Here is a 15,982-nt window from a genome sequence, read left to right as displayed (position 1 = left end):
ACCTCAGGAGGCGGGCTGCTCCTCTTTCGCGCTGCCGCGCAACTCCGCGACCTCCGTGCGCAGCGCGCGCACCTCCTGCACCAGCAGCCCGATTTCGCGGTCGGTGGCCTCGGCGGTGGCTTCGACGGCCTTGAGCTGATCCATCACCCAGCTCGTGGTGGTGCCGATCGCGAAACTGATCAACCCGATGCCGAAGGTCATCAGCACCAGCGAGATCAACCGGCCCTCGGTGGTGACCGGGTAGACGTCGCCGTACCCGACCGTGGTCACCGACACCGCCGACCACCACAGCGCGTCGCCGAAGTTGGCGATCTTGCTGTCCGGCGCACCGTATTCCGCGTCGAAGAACGCCAGACTGCACAGCAGCAGGATCAACACCGAACTGGCGCCGACGAATACGGCCATCCGGGCGCGCGTGCGGGTATTGCGGTTCAAGGTGTCCAGCAGCAACAGCGCGGCCCGCAGCAACCGCAGCGGACGGAACGGCGGCAGCACCACGATCAGCAACTCGACGGGATGGTTGCGCAAGAACTGCCACCGATTCGTGGACAGCCACACCCGGATCGCGAAGTCCGCCGCGAACATCGCCCAGATGGTGATGTCGATGCGGGTCAGCCACGCGTCGAGCACCGGGGACGACCCGGTGTCGAGCACATGCCAGGCGTAGACGCCGAGGAAGGCGACCGCCAGCGCCATCATCGGAATGCTGGTGGCCCGCTCCCACGCTTGCCGCCGACTGATCAAGGGTTGTGCTTCGGCCATGGCGAACTACCTGCAATCGATCCGGCGCGACGCCGTTCGCGCCGCGCAGCAGACGCTACTGCCCTCGGCGCTATTCGTCCCGGCTGACCCCGAACCTGCGCCGAATCGGGAACGACGCCAGGTAACCCAGGATCAGCGCGGCGCCGATCACGCCGGTGCCGATCAATGCGACGTTGCGCGCCGTATTGTCCGGCGGCGGAGGAGCTTTCGGAACCGCGAGCTGCTGACTCTTGGCCGGTGTCGGCAGCTTGGGCGGCAACTCGCCGGTGACCACCTCGGTCAGGGCCGCGATCGGATCGACCGAGCCGTAGCCGATGTACTTGTTCCAGCCTTCGGCCGGGGCGTGCGCGGTCGCCTGGATCCGCTTCATCACCTCGCGGGCGCTCAGTTCCGGGAATCGGGCCCGGACCAGCGCGACGACGCCCGAGACGATCGGCGCCGCGAAGCTCGTGCCGCTGATCGGCTGCTGCTCGCCGCGGTCGGTGAGCTTGCCGATGGCGGTGCCCCACTGGCCCTTGTCGTCCAGGATCGGGTTGAGCGAGGTCATGTTCTCGCCGGGTGCGGCCACACTCAGCCAGGGGCCGGCGACGGTGAACTTGGACGGCGCACCGCTGGCGTCGATAGAGCCGACGGACAGCACGTAGTCGTCCCAGCGGGCCGGGGCGACATTCATGGTGACATTGCTCCAGGGATCGGCTGTGGGATTCAGCGGATCGATGACCTTGTTCTCGGTCTTGCAGGTGTCGGTATTGCCTGCCGCCGCAACGACAACCACGTCGCGGTCCACTGCGTACTGCAATGCCGCGCCGAGCACACCGTCCGCATCGTTCTGCGGGCCACACCAGACTTCGGAGATATTGATGATCGTCGCGCCCTTGTCGACCGCGCGCACAACGGCCGACGCCATGGTGCTGACGTAGCCGTAGCCTTCCGGCAGCGCGTCGGGGGCTTTGTCCCGCGACGCGCCTTCCTTCTGGTATTTGGTGCTGGTCTGCCGAATCGTCATGATCTGGGCTTCCGGTGCGACACCGGCGAAGCCTTGGCCATCGACCTGCGAGGCCGCGATCAAGCCCGCCACGAACGTGCCGTGCGCATCGCAGTCCTCGGTGCCGTCACCGGGATTGGCCACGAAGTCGCCCTCGGCCATCAGGCCCGGCAACCGCGGATGCCGCACGACCCCGGTGTCGATGACCGCCACGACCTGGCCCGCGCCTTTGGAGAACTTCCAGGCCCGATCCAGATCCAGCGATCGCTGCGCGGTCGGGATCGAGGCGCCTTCGCCACCCTTGACGGTGCTGTTGCAGGTACCGCTGGAGGGGCGCTCGGTCTTGTCCGGGGGCACTGCCGGATCACCGGCCGGACGCAACGCCGGATTCACCGCGGGCGGCCGATCGGCCTGCGCCACACCAGCATTGGCGCCGATACCGAACGACGCGCTCAGCCCGAGCGTGGCCGCGACCGCGGCGACCCGTAGGGGCCGCTTCACAGCCCGCGGACGAGCGAGTAGAGCGAGGCGACCCAGAACACCAGCGGCAGCACGGCGGCCACGAAGGCGTATTCGAGCAGCTCTACACCGCGCCGCATGGGCGGGGTGGCTTCCTGATTCGGGATGATGATGCCCAGGATCAGCGCCACGATCAGGATCAGCATGGCGGCGCCGAAGATCGCCAGCGGCATCTCCATCTCGATGCCGGCGCCGACCAGCATGAGCAGCACGATGGACGCGCCGCCGACGATCAGCACCACGGCCTGCTCCGCGCCCGCGTAGGTGCGGCTGCGGAACATCAGCACGGCCGCGCAGACCAGCGCCAGCGAGATGCCGGGCCAGTACGCGCCCTTGGGGCCCGGGTCGGTGCCGGCGAGCGCGCCGACCACGGTGACCAGGGTGGTCGCGGTGACCAGGCCGCCGAGGTACATCCGGGCGCGTTCGGACTTCTGGCGCAGCGCCTCCATGGTGGGCAGCGCGCGGTGGTCGTCCGGGTCGTCCTCGGTCGGGTCGATCGGGGTGCCGGGGGAGGGCACCGGCGGCAGCGGCAGCTTGGACAGCGCCATCGAGATGCGCGGGGAGAGTGAGAGACCCGCGAGGCCGAGCGCGGCGGCGACCGCGCCGATCGCCTTGGTCGACTGATCGGTGAGCAGGCCGACCAGCGCGGCCGGGACCGCGTACATGGCCAGGGTGGCCGCGCCGATGAACAGGGCCAGCCCGACGCCGGTCACGCGCCACGCCAGGATGGCGGTCGCGCCGAGCAGCATCGAGCCGAGCAGCAGATGCGCCCAGCCGTAGTGATCGGGCACGTAGAGCATGCCCGCCGTGAACGCCGGGGGCAGCGAGCAGCCGCCGAGTACCAGCGCCGTCGAGGTGTCCCCGTACATCCGGCTGAGCACCATGCCCGCCACGACCAGCAGGATCGCCACCCCCAGTGGGATCGTGCCGCTGACCCATTCGGGCATCGCGTCCGGCGACAGCAGCAGGCCGAGGCAGCCGGCGATCATCGTCAGCGCCGCGAGCACCGAACCGGTGATCCGGGCGGTCTTGGGTGTCCAGCTGCGGTAGTGGTCGGTGTCGGCGATCGCGACGTTGTACATGATGTCGTCGAACAGCGGGACCGGGGCGGTGTGCGAGGCCGATTCGAGCATGAGTAACTCGCCGTCGCGGACGCCGTGCTCGCCGAGGCTGAGCGAGTTGGAGAACGGGGGATGCCCGATGCGGGCCAGCACCCATTCGGCGGGCTCGAAGCGCTCGCCCTCGTTGTCGAAGTCATTGGAGCGGCTGTGCTGTGCGACCATGTCGACGACGCTGGGAATCACCAGGGCCACCGGAACGTCCACCGGGATGGCCATATCCACCTGGGTGTGTTTGGCCAGAATGGTGACCCGCGCCAGATCCGGCGCACGGACGATACCGCGCGAGGAATCTTCTTCGATGTGGTCAAGTCGCGCGTGCGTCAAGCTTCCCCCAAATCGGTCTAACCTCTGTCTTTCCGCCCGCTCGCGCGCAGAGGCGAGCTTGCGAACCCATCATCTGGGCAGCAGAATGCTGGTCGAACTCTACGACATGTCGGCGGTGGCCTCTACACTGAGGCCGAAGTTGTAAGCTTTCAAGAGGGGGATTCGCTTCAGCATGAGTACGGTGAGGTTTCAGAGGCGTGCGCGTCGCGAGATGCCCCGCACGCCCGGCGGCGAAGTCACGCTGCAGCCACCACCCGAGATCCCCCGGGTGACACCGGGCAATCTGCTCATGAAGCTGATGCCCGTCGTGATGATCATCGGCATGGTCGGCATGATGGCGCTGATGATCACCAATCAGGGTGGTCTGGGTTCCATCGGCTCCAACCCGATGACCATGATGTTCCCGCTCATGATGATGTTCTCCATGGTCGGCATGTTCGCTGGTCAGGGCGGCGGCAAGGGCCAGAAGGCGGCCGAGGCCAACGAGGACCGCAAGGATTACCTGCGCTACCTCGATCAGGTTCGCCGCGATGTCAACGAAACCGCCACGCAGCAGCGCGCTTCGGTCGAGTGGAGTCACCCCGAACCGGCCCTGATCTGGATGCTCGCCGGCACCAGCCGCATGTGGGAGCGGCGCGCCGGGGACAAGGATTTCTGCCACGCCCGCATCGGCATCGGCGGCCAGCGCCTGGCCACCCGCCTCGTCGCCCCGGAGACCGGCCCGGTCGAAGAGCTGGAACCCATTGCGGCGGTGTCGCTTCGGCGCTTCGTGCGCGCGCACTCCACGGTGCCGGACCTGCCCACCGCCATCGCGGTGAAGGGTTTCGCGACCATCGCCCTGGACGGCGATCGCGCCGAGGCCCGCGACATGACGCGCGCGATGCTGTTGCAGCTGTGCATGTTCCAGGCCCCCGACCAGGTGCTGGTCGCCGTCGTGGCCGGCCCGGACACAGCCCGCGAATGGGAGTGGACCAAGTGGCTCCCGCATACCCAGCACCCCGATGCCCAGGACGGCATCGGCACCCAGCGCATGTTCTACGGCTCCATCCGCGAAGCCATGGCCGGCCTGCATCCGATGCTCGCCACCCGGGTGCGCTACTCCCGTAACCAGCCCGCGAACGCGAACCTGGTGCACATCGTCGTCGTGGTCGACGGCGGACTGCTCGAGGCCGAGGAAGATCAGCTCCGCGAGTCCGGCTACGAGGGCGTCACCATCATCGACCTGTGCGGATACGCTCCGCGCCTGGCGGTTTCGCGCGGCATCAAGATGGTCATCGAGAATGGTGAATGCATCGGCCGCGGCGCCACCGGCAATCAGGAACGCTTCGCCACGATCGACCGGATCAGCAGCCAGCAGGCCCAGCAGGTGGCCCGCCGCCTGGCCCCGTACCGCGCCGCCACCCAGAAGTCCAGCGACGTGGAATCCAATGAGGCCGAGGTCATTTCGACCTGGTCGCAGCTGATGAACCTGGGCGACATCGGTTCCTTCAACCCCGAGCACGCCTGGCGCCCGCGCTACGGCCGCGAGCGGCTGCGCGTCGCGTTCGGCGTCGGCGCCGACGGTCTGCCGGTGGAACTCGACATCAAGGAAGCCGCGGAAAGCGGTATGGGCCCGCACGGCCTCTGCATCGGCGCGACCGGTTCCGGTAAGTCGGAATTCCTGCGCACCCTGGTGCTTTCGCTGCTGGCCACGCACTCCCCGGATCAGCTGAACCTGGTCCTGGTCGACTTCAAGGGTGGCGCGACCTTCCTCGGTCTGGACGGCGTGCCGCACGTGGCCGCGGTCATCACCAACCTCGAAGAGGAAGCCGACCTGGTCGACCGTATGCGTGACGCCCTGGCCGGCGAGATGAACCGCCGCCAGGAAGTCCTGCGCCAGGCCGGCAACTTCGCCAACGTCTCCGAATACGAGAAGGCCCGCGCCGCCGGCGCCGACCTGGATCCGCTGCCCGCGCTGTTCGTGGTGCTCGACGAGTTCTCCGAATTGCTCACCCAGCACCCGGATTTCGCGGAGCTGTTCGTGATGATCGGCCGCCTGGGCCGCTCGCTGCATGTGCACCTGCTGCTCGCCTCGCAGCGCCTGGAGGAGGGCAAGCTCAAGGGCCTGGAGTCGCACCTGTCCTACCGGATCGGTCTGAAGACCTTCTCCGCCAACGAATCCCGCCAGGTCCTCGGCGTCCCCGACGCCTACAACCTGCCCGGTATCCCCGGTGGCGGTTACCTCAAGTCCGACTCCGGCGAGATCCAGCGCTTCCAGGCCTCCTACGTCTCCGGCCCCTACGTCGGCGGCGGCTCGCAGCGCGATGTCACCCAGGCCGGTGTCGCCGGCGGCGAGATCGACGTCAAGGCAAGGCCTTTCACCGCCCACCACGTGGATTTCCGGGCCATCGACCGGGTGCCGCTGCCGACCTCCTCCGAGGACGACGAGACCGAGCACATCAACGAGGACGGCGAGCAGATCTCCAACGTCAACATGCTCGTCTCGCGGATCCGCGGGCACGGGCGGCCGGCGCACGAGATCTGGTTGCCGCCGCTGGACGAGGCGCCCACCCTGGACTTCCTCAACCCGCGCTCCCTGCTCACCGGCGAGTACTCGGCGATCGCGAACCTGCGCGCGCCGATCGGCATCGTCGACCGCCCCTACGACCAGCGTCGCGACAACCTGATCGTCGACCTGTCCGGCGCCCGCGGCAACGTGGCCATCGTCGGTGGCCCGCAGTCGGGTAAGTCGACCGCGCTGCGCACCCTGATCATGTCGATGGCCATGACCCACACCGCCGAGCAGGTGCAGTTCTACTGCTTGGACTTCGGTGGCGGCACCATGTCCAGCCTGCAGGGCCTGCCGCACGTCGGTTCCGTCGCGGGCCGCATGGACGAGGACAAGGTCCGGCGCACCATTGCCGAGATGACCTCTATCGTGCGCGCCCGGGAACTGCAGTTCCGTGCGCTCAACATCGAGTCGATGGCGGAATTCCGGCGTCTGCGCTCCATGGACCCCGCCAGCAGCCCCGCCGCCGCGGGCGCACACGAGGACCCGTTCGGCGATGTCTTCCTGGTGATCGACGGCTTCGGCTCGATCCGCCAGGATTTCGACCCGCTCGAGCAGCCGATCATGAACCTCGCGGTGCAAGGCCTTTCCTACGGCGTGCACGTCGTCATCGCGCTCGCCCGCTGGGCCGAGGCTCGCCCGGCACTCAAGGACCAGATCGGCACCCGCATCGAGCTGCGCCTCGGTGACCCGATGGACTCCGACTTCGGCCGCAAATTCGCGGCGCTGGTTCCGCAGGGGCGGCCGGGTCGCGGTATGACGCCGGAGACGCTGCATATGCTGACCGGTCTGCCGCGGATCGACGGCAGCTGTGACCCGACCACCCTGGGTCAGGCGGTCACCGAAGCGGTGTCGACCATTGCTCGGCTCACACCCGGTCGCGCCGCGCCGGCCGCGCGCATGCTGCCGGACGTGCTGCACCGCGAGGAGCTGATGGAGGCGCTCGGCAATTGGCCGCCCGCACCGCAGCCCGGCCGGGCGAACCTGCGAATCCCGTTGGGTGTCAACGAATCCGAGCTCGCGCCGGTCTTCATCGACTTCAACGAGAGCCAGCACTTCATTATCATCGGCGACACCGAATCCGGTAAGACCGCGCTGCTGCGCTCCCTCATCGACGGGATCGCCGCGACGAACACGCCGAACGAGGCGCGTTTCATCATCGGCGACTACCGGCGCGGCCTGCTCGGCCAGATTCCGGAGGGCTACCAGGCGGGCTACGGCTCGACCTCGCCGAAGTTCACCCAGAACATGAACGATCTCGCCGCTTACGTCTCACAGCGGCAGGCCCCGCAGGATGTCACGCCGCAGCAGTTGCGGGATCGGTCCTGGTACAGCGGCCCGGAGCTGTTCGTCATCATCGATGACTACGACCTGGTCGCTACCTCCATGGGCAACCCGACCTCGGTGCTCGTCGAACACCTGCCGCACGCACGGGATCTCGGCTTCCACCTGATCATCGCCCGCCGCTCCGGTGGCGCGTCCCGGGCGATGTACGAGGCGACGATGGCGCGTATGAAGGATCTCGGTTCGGCCGGCTTGATCATGAGCTGCAGCAAGGACGAGGGTGTCCTCATGGGCACCGTGCGCCCGAGTCCGCTGCCGCCCGGCCGCGGCACCCTCATCACGCGTAACTCCCAGGAGCTCATCCAGCTGGCGTGGCAGCCGGGCGTGGAGTGATGTCGGCCGTCGAACTCGTCGTCACCGACACCCGCATCTGGGCGGTCGGCCCGACCACGCATTGGACCGTGCCGCCCTCGGTTGTCCTGGGCAGCAACGGAAATCTGGTCGTCGGCGAATCGCTGACGCCGCCGACCCAGGTGTCCTCCGCGGTGCAGTTCGTTCCGGCGAACCGCATCGCGCTGCTCCCTCGCGTGCCCTCGGTCGTCGAGGCGCTGACCAACGTGGTCGGCACCATCTTCGACAATCTCGGCATCGCGGTGCCTTGCGACCAGGTGACCGTCGTCTGTCCGACGGAGTGGGGTTCGGGTCGCCGCGGCATGCTGGACGACGCGGTGCGCCGCTTCACCCACGATGTCGTGTTCGAGGACATGGCATTTCGTGCCGTGTCCGCCGACGAGGGCACCGCCCGCAGCCGCCGCACCGTGGTCGTCGAATTCGGCCTGGTCTCCACCACCGCGACCACCGTGGTGCGCAGCCACGAGGGTGTGCACATCGAATCCACCGAATTCGAACCGGAACTCACTCTCGCGGGCACCGGTGTCGAACCCAACGCCCTGGACCGCCTGCGCGCGTTGCTCGAGCGCCTGCTCGACGGGCGCCCGGCGGATGTCGTGCAAATTCTGGGCGTTGCGGACCGTTCCAAGCTCGACCTGATCCGGTCGGTAGCGCACCAAGTCTGCGGTCCCGAGGTGGATCTGCGGCCGATCACAGGAGTCGACTTGGTACGGGGGCCGCAGCAGGTCGAACCGGAACGCCGGCCGGAACCACCGGCCGCGCCGGTGATGCCGTCCAACGAGTGGATGCAGCCGCTGCGGGAGCGCGCCGCCGCCCAGCAGGCGCCGGCCCGCCGCAAGACCGCGCTCGTCTTCGGTTCCGCCGCAGCGGTTCTCGTGGTTGTCATCGCGGCGGTTACCGCGGCCGTGCTGATGAGCGGCTCCGATGACGACAAGGGCGGAACCGTCGCCGCGACGACTTCGATCGCCGCCACCAGCGCGGCCCCGCCGCCCGGCCCGTCCGGCAAGCCGGGCCCCTCCGACAATCCCGCACCGCCCGGCCCCGAAGGGCAGGAGAAGTTCGGCAGCGTCACCTTCGTCGGCCCGGACCTGTGGACCATCAAACCCTCCGCCGACGGCAACCGTGTCGAACTCACCCCGTTCGACGGCACCAAACAGCGTCTCGTCGTCACCCAGCGCAAGATCGCCCCGGGCGCCGGCTACGTGCAGATCGCGGCCGACCTCGAGAACCAGATGAAGACCAAGCCCACGCTCTCGGAATTGAAGCGCGACTACGTCTTCGGTGGCCGCTCCGGCCTCGGCTATACCGAAAAGCCCGGCGACGGCTCAGCGGTCCGCTGGTTCGTGTTGGTGGAGTACGGGAATCAGGTCAATATCGGATGCCAGTACAAGGATGATGGTTGGGACGATCTGAAGGAAACCTGCGAGAAGTTCGCGGGCTCTGTGCACGTGATGCCGCAGTAGTACGGCGGCGGTCGCGAATTCGACTGCGGCGCAAATGATTCAGGCCCCCGGCGCGAGCCGGGGGCCTGAATTGTTCTGAGCAGCTGTCAGAAGAGGTTCGACAGAGCGGTGTCGGTGCTCTGCAGCTCCGAGTTGCCCGAGCTGACCAGCGAGGCGGCGCCACTCAGGGTCTGCTGCAGCGAGGCAGTCTGCTGCTGCCAGGTCGCCTGCATGGCCTGGAAGGCGTCGTTCGCGGCACCAGCGCCGTGATCCTGAACGTACTGCTCGACCTTCTTGTGGAAGGCCTCGAGCTCCTGGCTGACGCCTTCGGCGCGCTTGATGATCTGCTGGGCACCGGCCTCGACGCCCGAGAAATTAGCGGAAATCGGCTTGGACATAATTTCGGCTCCTTGTACTGAGTGGTTCGGAAGTCTTAGACCGCGGGCAGATCGAGGCTGGAGACCTGGGCCTGGAGCTTCGAGGAGAAGTCAGTGTCCTGATCGCTGAACGAGCCGCTCATCTTGACGAGCTTTTCCGACGTCTCCGCCAGCTTGTCGTTCATCTTGTCGGCCTGGAAGTAGTAGCGCTCCATGAACGAGTTGAACGCGTCCCGGGCCTGGCCGTTCCAGTTGGCGCCGGTGGTCACAGCGTCTTCATCTGCCTTCAGCGACTTGATCGCCGCCGCGAGCGAGGCGTGCTGCTCCTGAAATTCCTTCGCCTTCTGCGCGATGATTGTCGCATCAGCCTTGACATTATCCGATGTTGCCATTACGGCTTCCTCCTCCTGCTTACCGTCAACGTCCGAGGTGTCAGTTGACCCGTTCATATGGTTGGACGCGTCCTGGGCCCGATCGGTTCCACTCAGTTTCGAAGAAATCTGGTGGTGTTTGCCGCGTCTCGTAGGCCCGGCGCGAAAGTCGACCAGCTACACCGAGGACGGAGGGTCTAGATGGAGATCCCCCCGGACATCTCGACCGCGGTGCCGTCGCATCGGTCGCTAGCCAGCGTGAACCCCTCCTTCCCCCTGCTCGCCACAACTTGTCCGCGAGTGGGCTGGCTGGGCATCACCCTACCCAATGCGATCTCCTCGCGCTACAGCGATTCCCGAGCGCAATAACAGCAATCCCCAGGTCACCGAGTTGCGGAGCGGGCCGGGGTGCGAGGCCCGGCGGGAGAGTTCTACTTCACAACTTTGGCGATTACCGGAACCATCTTCCCGACCAGCGCCGCCTCGGATTGACCGGTCCAGACCTGGAAGGCCTGCACCGTAGAAAGATCGTCCACGACGACGATCTTGGCCGTGCTGTTGGCGATGCCGCTGGGCAGTCCGCGAAAACCGCCGTTTCCAGCGTCTTTGTCCGTGCGCAGCACGATCACCACCTCGGAGTCGATATCGGAAGAGCTAGTGGTGACCGACAATGAACGCGGTGATCTCTCGTCGCCGACCGCTTTGTATTTGGGGCTGTAGCGGAAGCCGATTTGCTGGAGAAAATCGGCTTGCGAGCTCGGATGCAATACCGCGGAGAGTGTCGCATTCCCATAGTTGAACGCGGTGATCGTCTTGCCGTCGAACGCCGGATTCTGCTTACGGACATCGGCCAGGGTCGTGCCGCCGGTAGGTTCGCCGGGTGGCCGGGTCAGGAAGAATGTGCCCGCGGCAATGGCGACTGCCACAACGACACCGACGACGGCCGGCATTACCCAGCGCCGAGACCGCGCGGGCTGGTTATGGTTTCCGTTTCTCGCGGTCTCCACCAAGCCCTGGTCGGTACGCTCCGTGGCCCGCGAATCGGTCGGATACGGGCTCGAATTGTACGGCGGGATCGGTGTGTGTGGCTCGGTCTGATAGCCGGCGGCGGGCGTGTGCGGTTGGGCCGAATAGCCGTGGCGGGTGGCCCGCGGATCGGTCTCGAAGCCGGGTGCTCGCAGCTGCGCCGGAGTTCCGTACAGCGCGGCCTGGGCGGCGAGCACGAACTCCCGGCAGGTGCTGTAGCGGTGCGCGGGATCCTTGGCCATGACCTTGTCGATCACGGCGTCCAGCTCGTGCGGCAGGCCGGGCCTGGCGGCGCTGATCCGGGGCGGCGGCTCGTGCAGGTGACCCATCATGACCACCGCGGGCATGGTGGAGGGATACGGATTCTGGCCGGTGACGAGCTTGTAGAAGGCGCAGCCCAGGCTGTAGATATCCGCACGCGGATCCAGGCTCGTGCCTACCAGTTGCTCCGGCGGCGCGTAAGCCACGGTGGCCATGAAGTTTCCGGTTTGCGTGAGATCCTGGCCGTCCTCGGCGGACTTGGCGACGCCGAAGTCGGTGAGCAGCACCCGCTCCTCGTCGCCTTCCTCCGGCGCGGAGAGTAGAAAATTGGCCGGCTTCACGTCGCGGTGCAGCAGCCCGCGCCGATGCGCGTAATCCAGGCCCTTACCGACCTCGGCGACGATGCGCAGTGCCCGCTGCGGAGTCATGACTCCCGGGCCCTGCTTCGCCTCTTCCGCGGCGTCGGTGCCCTGGACGTATTGCATGGCGATCCAGAGCTGACCGTCCTCCTCGCCGCGGTTGTAGACCGCGACGATATTCGGATGATCCAGTCCCGCCGCGAGATTGGCCTCCCGCTCGAACCGCGCGCGGAACTCGGCGTCCTCGGACAGCTCCGAACTCAGGACCTTCAAGGCGTCGCGGCGCGGCAGAATCGGATTCTGGGCCAGATACACCGTGCCCATGCCGCCGCTGCCCAGCTGCTGGATCACCCGGTAGCCACCCACGATCGCGCCGGGCCGCAACGCCATTCGGTCCTCCTCAACGATGTCGGACGCACCGAGCACGAGCGTCCTGGAGAAATCTAGCAAGCCACCGGTCGGGATTCGACCCGCCGCATTGTCAGGCGCTGGTGAGCAGCGCGTATTGTGCCGAGATCCGCTGGTGCAGATCCGGGAGCTGTTTGCTGCGGGCCTGTACGACGTATCGATCGACGCGGAATATGCAGATGTGCCCACCCAGGGTCCGCGTGTCACCGGATCCCAGGTACTCCGCTTTGCACTCCGCGTTATCCTGCAACGCCGCGGGCACGTCGACGAGCTTTTCTTTCTCGCCGACGTCCTTCGATAACCGCCACTTCTCCCACAACGTGTTCGCGTCCTTGGCGGTTCGGCTGCGGAAAACCACCGCGTCGCCGAAGGAAACATATTCGAGCGCACTGTTTTCCAACGTCGGCAAGGTCTGCGGATTCGCTCGCTGGAACAGGGTGACGGCACCGCGACCAGTGTAATAGCCATCGGGCTCGGCACGGAACGGTGATTCGGGGTTGCTCGGCAGTGTGCGACCCATAGCGCCATACGGATCCAGCGGGATGCGCGCTAGATCGGCGGCCGGTGTCGGCTGGAACGTGCTGAGCACGGGCAGCTGTGCGTCGAGCAGCCGCTCCACGTGTCCGGTCAGTGCGGGCAGGTCGGGCGCGGACGCATCGTCTACCACCTTGACGAACACGACGTAGCGGTCGTGCACGGTCCAGGACCCGATGGAGGACGTGCCCGGCCGCCAATGCGCATAAGTATTGGCGTGCTTGGTGATCGGGACGGGTTGATTCTCGGGGTTGTAGGTGAAGTCATCGTGCTCCAAGGCCGGGCCGGCCTCCTGCGCGGTCTTGGCGTCGGGGAACATCAGCACCGCGATATTCGCGGTGCGCCGTTTGTCCTCGGCGCCCGGGGCCGTCGCCCAGGCATTCACCCAGCCCGCGACCAAATCCTTTGCCACATCGTCGAAGGTGTCGTTGATGACCAGATTTCCGAGGGTCTTGCGGTTGAGCACGATATGGGACCGGGCGAACCAGGTGTCTTCCACATAGGACGGATCGGCTTCGTAAGGGAGGATGACGTAGTCGGCCAGTCGTTGCGCTTCCCGGGCCCGAGCTTGCTTGACGTTCTTGGCATTTCCGACCTGGCGCGGTTTCGACTGATAATTTCCGACGTCCAGCTGGGACAGGTCGGGCTGCGTGCGAATGGCGTTTCCGCTCACCTCCGCGCTACACCCACCAACCGCGAGTACCGCGGCGAAGAGCAACGCCCAGACGGCACGCGACGACTTCGATCTGATGGCGAGCGTCATATGTACCCCTGTCCTATGACTTGTAGGCGAGCAGTTTGTATTGCGCAGCCGCCTTCTGATGCAGCTCCTGCGCGTTCTTGCCGGTGACCCGTGCTACGAATCGGTCGTAGGCGACGAAGCAGGACGGAGGGTAGCGGTCGGCGTAGGGCTGCTTTTCCTTGGTGATGAAGCACTGCACGCCGGGCATATTCGGCGGCTCGGCTATCGGCTGCCAGCCGTTGCTGCGATGGGCGATGAAGGCCGCCATCAAACGTGCCGCGCTGTCCGCGTCCCGGGCACGGTAGACGCGAGATTCGGCGAACGCGACCAGGTCGACACCGGCGTCGTCGAAGGCGGCTTTTGCCAGCGCCGGCTGGAGTTCGAAATGCACTGCGGCTTGCCTCGGCATCACCAGGGATTGGTCGTGACCATCGCGCTTGTGCTGCTCTTCCATCGGCATAGCGCGGCCGAGGACACCCTGCGGGTCCATCGGTAGCGAGTTCAACCGGTCGACCGGCGTGGGTTGGTAACCGCCCAGCGCCTCGGTCAGTTTCTCCAGGGCTTCTTGGGTGAACTCCGCCAGCGGCCCGGATTCCGGCGGCTCGCTGATCGGGTCCTCCACATGGACGTAGAGCACCAGCTCATTACGCGGCGTCCAGGTATCGAGGTACTTCTTGCTCGGTGACCACTTCGCTTGCGCGCCGGGGAATCCGGTGAGCGGGACCGCGTCACCGGGCAGGTTAGCCGCCTGGCGCGCGGCCAACCGGCGAGCTGCCGCCGTTGCGAGGTCGGCGGATTCGAACCGCAGGATTTCGTAACCCACGCCACTGCCGAGCGAAGGCGAATCGCGCCGTTCCGCGCTGGCGCCCCAGCCGGTCACGAAGCCCGGTGCGAGATCGAAGAATTCCGCTTCGGTCAACGAGTACAGCTGCGGCGTGGATTCCCGGGTGGTTCGGCGGTCGACATTGATAAGACGCTGAAACGAGTATTTTCCGTCGATCTCGAAGGGCAGAGGCGTTAGATCGCCGATCCGGACGGCTTCCAATCCGGCGCCGGACAGGTCGTATCGGACGGTCTCCATATCGCGCGGCACCGTGGGATAGTTTCCCGAGTCGAGACGTGCGATATCCAGGGTCGGCGTATCCGCCTTCGGGCTGTCTTCGCCGCACCCTGCCACGAGCGTTATGGCGGCCAGGGCGGCGACGAAGACGACTGTTCTGGAACGCACGGCCTGCTCACTCACCCTTGACCAGAACGGAGTATTGGGCAGCGGCACGCTGATACAGATCCGGATTCATACCGCCTGCCAGCTTCGATTTCGTGGCGACGACCCCGACGTACCGGCCGTAGACCACGGCACACATCTCGTCGAAATTCCGGAGCACGTCGCCGGCATCCAGCCGGATGCACCGAGCATCCGGAAGCCCGGGCGGTGTCGGCAACTCCTCGTCGTTCCGCCCCGTTCGCATGAGAACGGATTGCAACCGGAACGCGGCGGCGAGGTCACGTGCGCGGTAGACGATCGATGCACGGCGACCGACCAGGTCCACCCCGGCTTCTTCGAATGCCTTCTTTGCTTCCACCGGGTTTCGCTCATAGTGCAGTTCGCCGCTGCCCTGCAGGGCGCCGAAGTCGGTGTCGACGTAGAACGGGTCGGTGCCGTCTTTCGACTTGGGCAGGGTGCGCCGCATGATGCTGTCGGGGTCGACCGGCGAGTCGAGAATGTCATCGAACGGTGTGGGCACGAACTGGCTCAGCCGGGCGAACTGGACATCGATCGTCTTTTTGGCGATGTTCGCCAGCGCGACTGAATCCGGCTGGGGCACACCGGCGTTCACCAGGAAGACGAGTCGATCCCGGGCGATGACCGAAATCATGGTGATGTCATCGGCCGACGAGGCTTTGGCGGTGGGGTAGCCCTCGACCGGAATGGGATGGCGGTCCGAGTCGGCGAAGGTGATGCGGTCCATGTCGGTCACGGCTTGCTCGGCGGCGGCCGCTGTCGGAAAGCGCAGCAGGGAGACGATCAGCTTCTTGCGCTTGCGCAGGTCACTGTTGATCCGGGAGACGTAGGCGCCGACGAGCATCTTGTTGTCGACGAGCGCGGGCCGGTACTTCTCCGGGATGGTCTTCCGGATGAACGGTATCCCGGCATCGTCGAACAACTGGACGTCCCCGAGTTCGGCGATTTCGCTGTCGATATCGCTCGGCAGCACCAGGTAATTGAGCATGCGCCGGGCTTCGATTTCCCGGACATCGAAGACGGTGCTGAAACCGGGGTCGTAGGCCGTCGGCTCCGTCGGGTGCGCGCCGGTCTTCAGTACGCGCAAGTCGACCGGTGTCAGCCCCGGTAGCGGATTCCCGGAAATAGTGGCCGACGAGCATCCCACCCCCGCGACGGTCACCATGGCGAGCAGCGCCCATAGTCGCCCGCGAGCTCTCGTTCTTCCCCCGAACTCCACGTTCCCCCTCCTTACGCCCGATCTCGGCGCGATCCTACGTGACCGC

General features: G+C 66.4%; 11 protein-coding genes. 2 read left to right on the top strand and 9 right to left on the bottom strand.

The features are described 5' to 3' along the window. Positions 1-3 precede the first annotated feature (3 nt). The 3 genes from AB0H76_RS36890 to eccD all read right to left on the bottom strand — a co-directional run bounded on the left by AB0H76_RS36890 (position 4) and on the right by eccD (position 3,711). Positions 4-762: a potassium channel family protein gene (locus AB0H76_RS36890; RefSeq protein ID WP_357331965.1), complete on the bottom strand. Its 759-nt coding sequence runs from the start codon at positions 760-762 to the stop codon at positions 4-6. Between the two features lie 70 nt (positions 763-832). Continuing rightward, positions 833-2,248, bottom strand: coding sequence for a type VII secretion-associated serine protease mycosin (mycP, locus tag AB0H76_RS36885; protein WP_357331963.1), 1,416 nt, complete (start codon positions 2,246-2,248; stop codon positions 833-835). Further along, entirely contained in the window at positions 2,245-3,711 is a 1,467-nt protein-coding gene (gene eccD, locus AB0H76_RS36880; protein WP_357331961.1) for a type VII secretion integral membrane protein EccD, read from the bottom strand. Before eccD ends, mycP begins: the two co-directional genes overlap by 4 nt. A gap of 172 nt (positions 3,712-3,883) precedes the next feature. On the opposite strand from eccD, the gene eccCa reads away from it, so the two are divergent. Next, on the top strand, positions 3,884-7,936 hold the full coding sequence (eccCa, locus tag AB0H76_RS36875; protein WP_357331959.1) for a type VII secretion protein EccCa: 4,053 nt from the start codon (positions 3,884-3,886) through the stop codon (positions 7,934-7,936). Further along, positions 7,915-9,417 carry a type VII secretion-associated protein gene (locus AB0H76_RS36870; RefSeq protein WP_357331957.1) on the top strand — a complete coding sequence of 501 codons (1,503 nt, stop codon included), beginning with the start codon at positions 7,915-7,917 and terminating at the stop codon, positions 9,415-9,417. The genes eccCa and AB0H76_RS36870 overlap by 22 nt, the downstream gene beginning before the upstream one ends. Positions 9,418-9,503: 86 nt before the next feature. On the opposite strand, the gene AB0H76_RS36865 is transcribed toward AB0H76_RS36870, so the two are convergent. From AB0H76_RS36865 to AB0H76_RS36840, 6 genes are all read right to left on the bottom strand, one after another. Continuing rightward, complete coding sequence (locus tag AB0H76_RS36865) at positions 9,504-9,794, bottom strand: WXG100 family type VII secretion target (protein WP_357331955.1); 291 nt, start codon at positions 9,792-9,794, stop codon at positions 9,504-9,506. Between the two features lie 35 nt (positions 9,795-9,829). Continuing rightward, positions 9,830-10,165, bottom strand: a complete 336-nt coding sequence (locus AB0H76_RS36860) for a WXG100 family type VII secretion target (RefSeq protein WP_357331953.1) — start codon at positions 10,163-10,165, stop codon at positions 9,830-9,832. A gap of 410 nt (positions 10,166-10,575) precedes the next feature. Continuing rightward, positions 10,576-12,180, bottom strand: coding sequence for a serine/threonine-protein kinase (locus AB0H76_RS36855; protein ID WP_357331951.1), 1,605 nt, complete (start codon positions 12,178-12,180; stop codon positions 10,576-10,578). Between the two features lie 91 nt (positions 12,181-12,271). After that, complete coding sequence (locus AB0H76_RS36850) at positions 12,272-13,495, bottom strand: hypothetical protein (protein ID WP_357331950.1); 1,224 nt, start codon at positions 13,493-13,495, stop codon at positions 12,272-12,274. Between the two features lie 13 nt (positions 13,496-13,508). Then, positions 13,509-14,702: a hypothetical protein gene (locus AB0H76_RS36845; RefSeq protein WP_357331948.1), complete on the bottom strand. Its 1,194-nt coding sequence runs from the start codon at positions 14,700-14,702 to the stop codon at positions 13,509-13,511. Between the two features lie 7 nt (positions 14,703-14,709). Next, complete coding sequence (locus AB0H76_RS36840) at positions 14,710-15,936, bottom strand: hypothetical protein (protein WP_357331946.1); 1,227 nt, start codon at positions 15,934-15,936, stop codon at positions 14,710-14,712. Positions 15,937-15,982 lie beyond the last annotated feature (46 nt).

This window comes from Nocardia sp. NPDC050712 (assembly GCF_040654295.1).
GTDB lineage: Bacteria > Actinomycetota > Actinomycetes > Mycobacteriales > Mycobacteriaceae > Nocardia.
The sequence above is the reverse complement of the archived record's forward strand: the minus strand, read 5'-3'. Positions and strand labels throughout refer to the sequence as shown.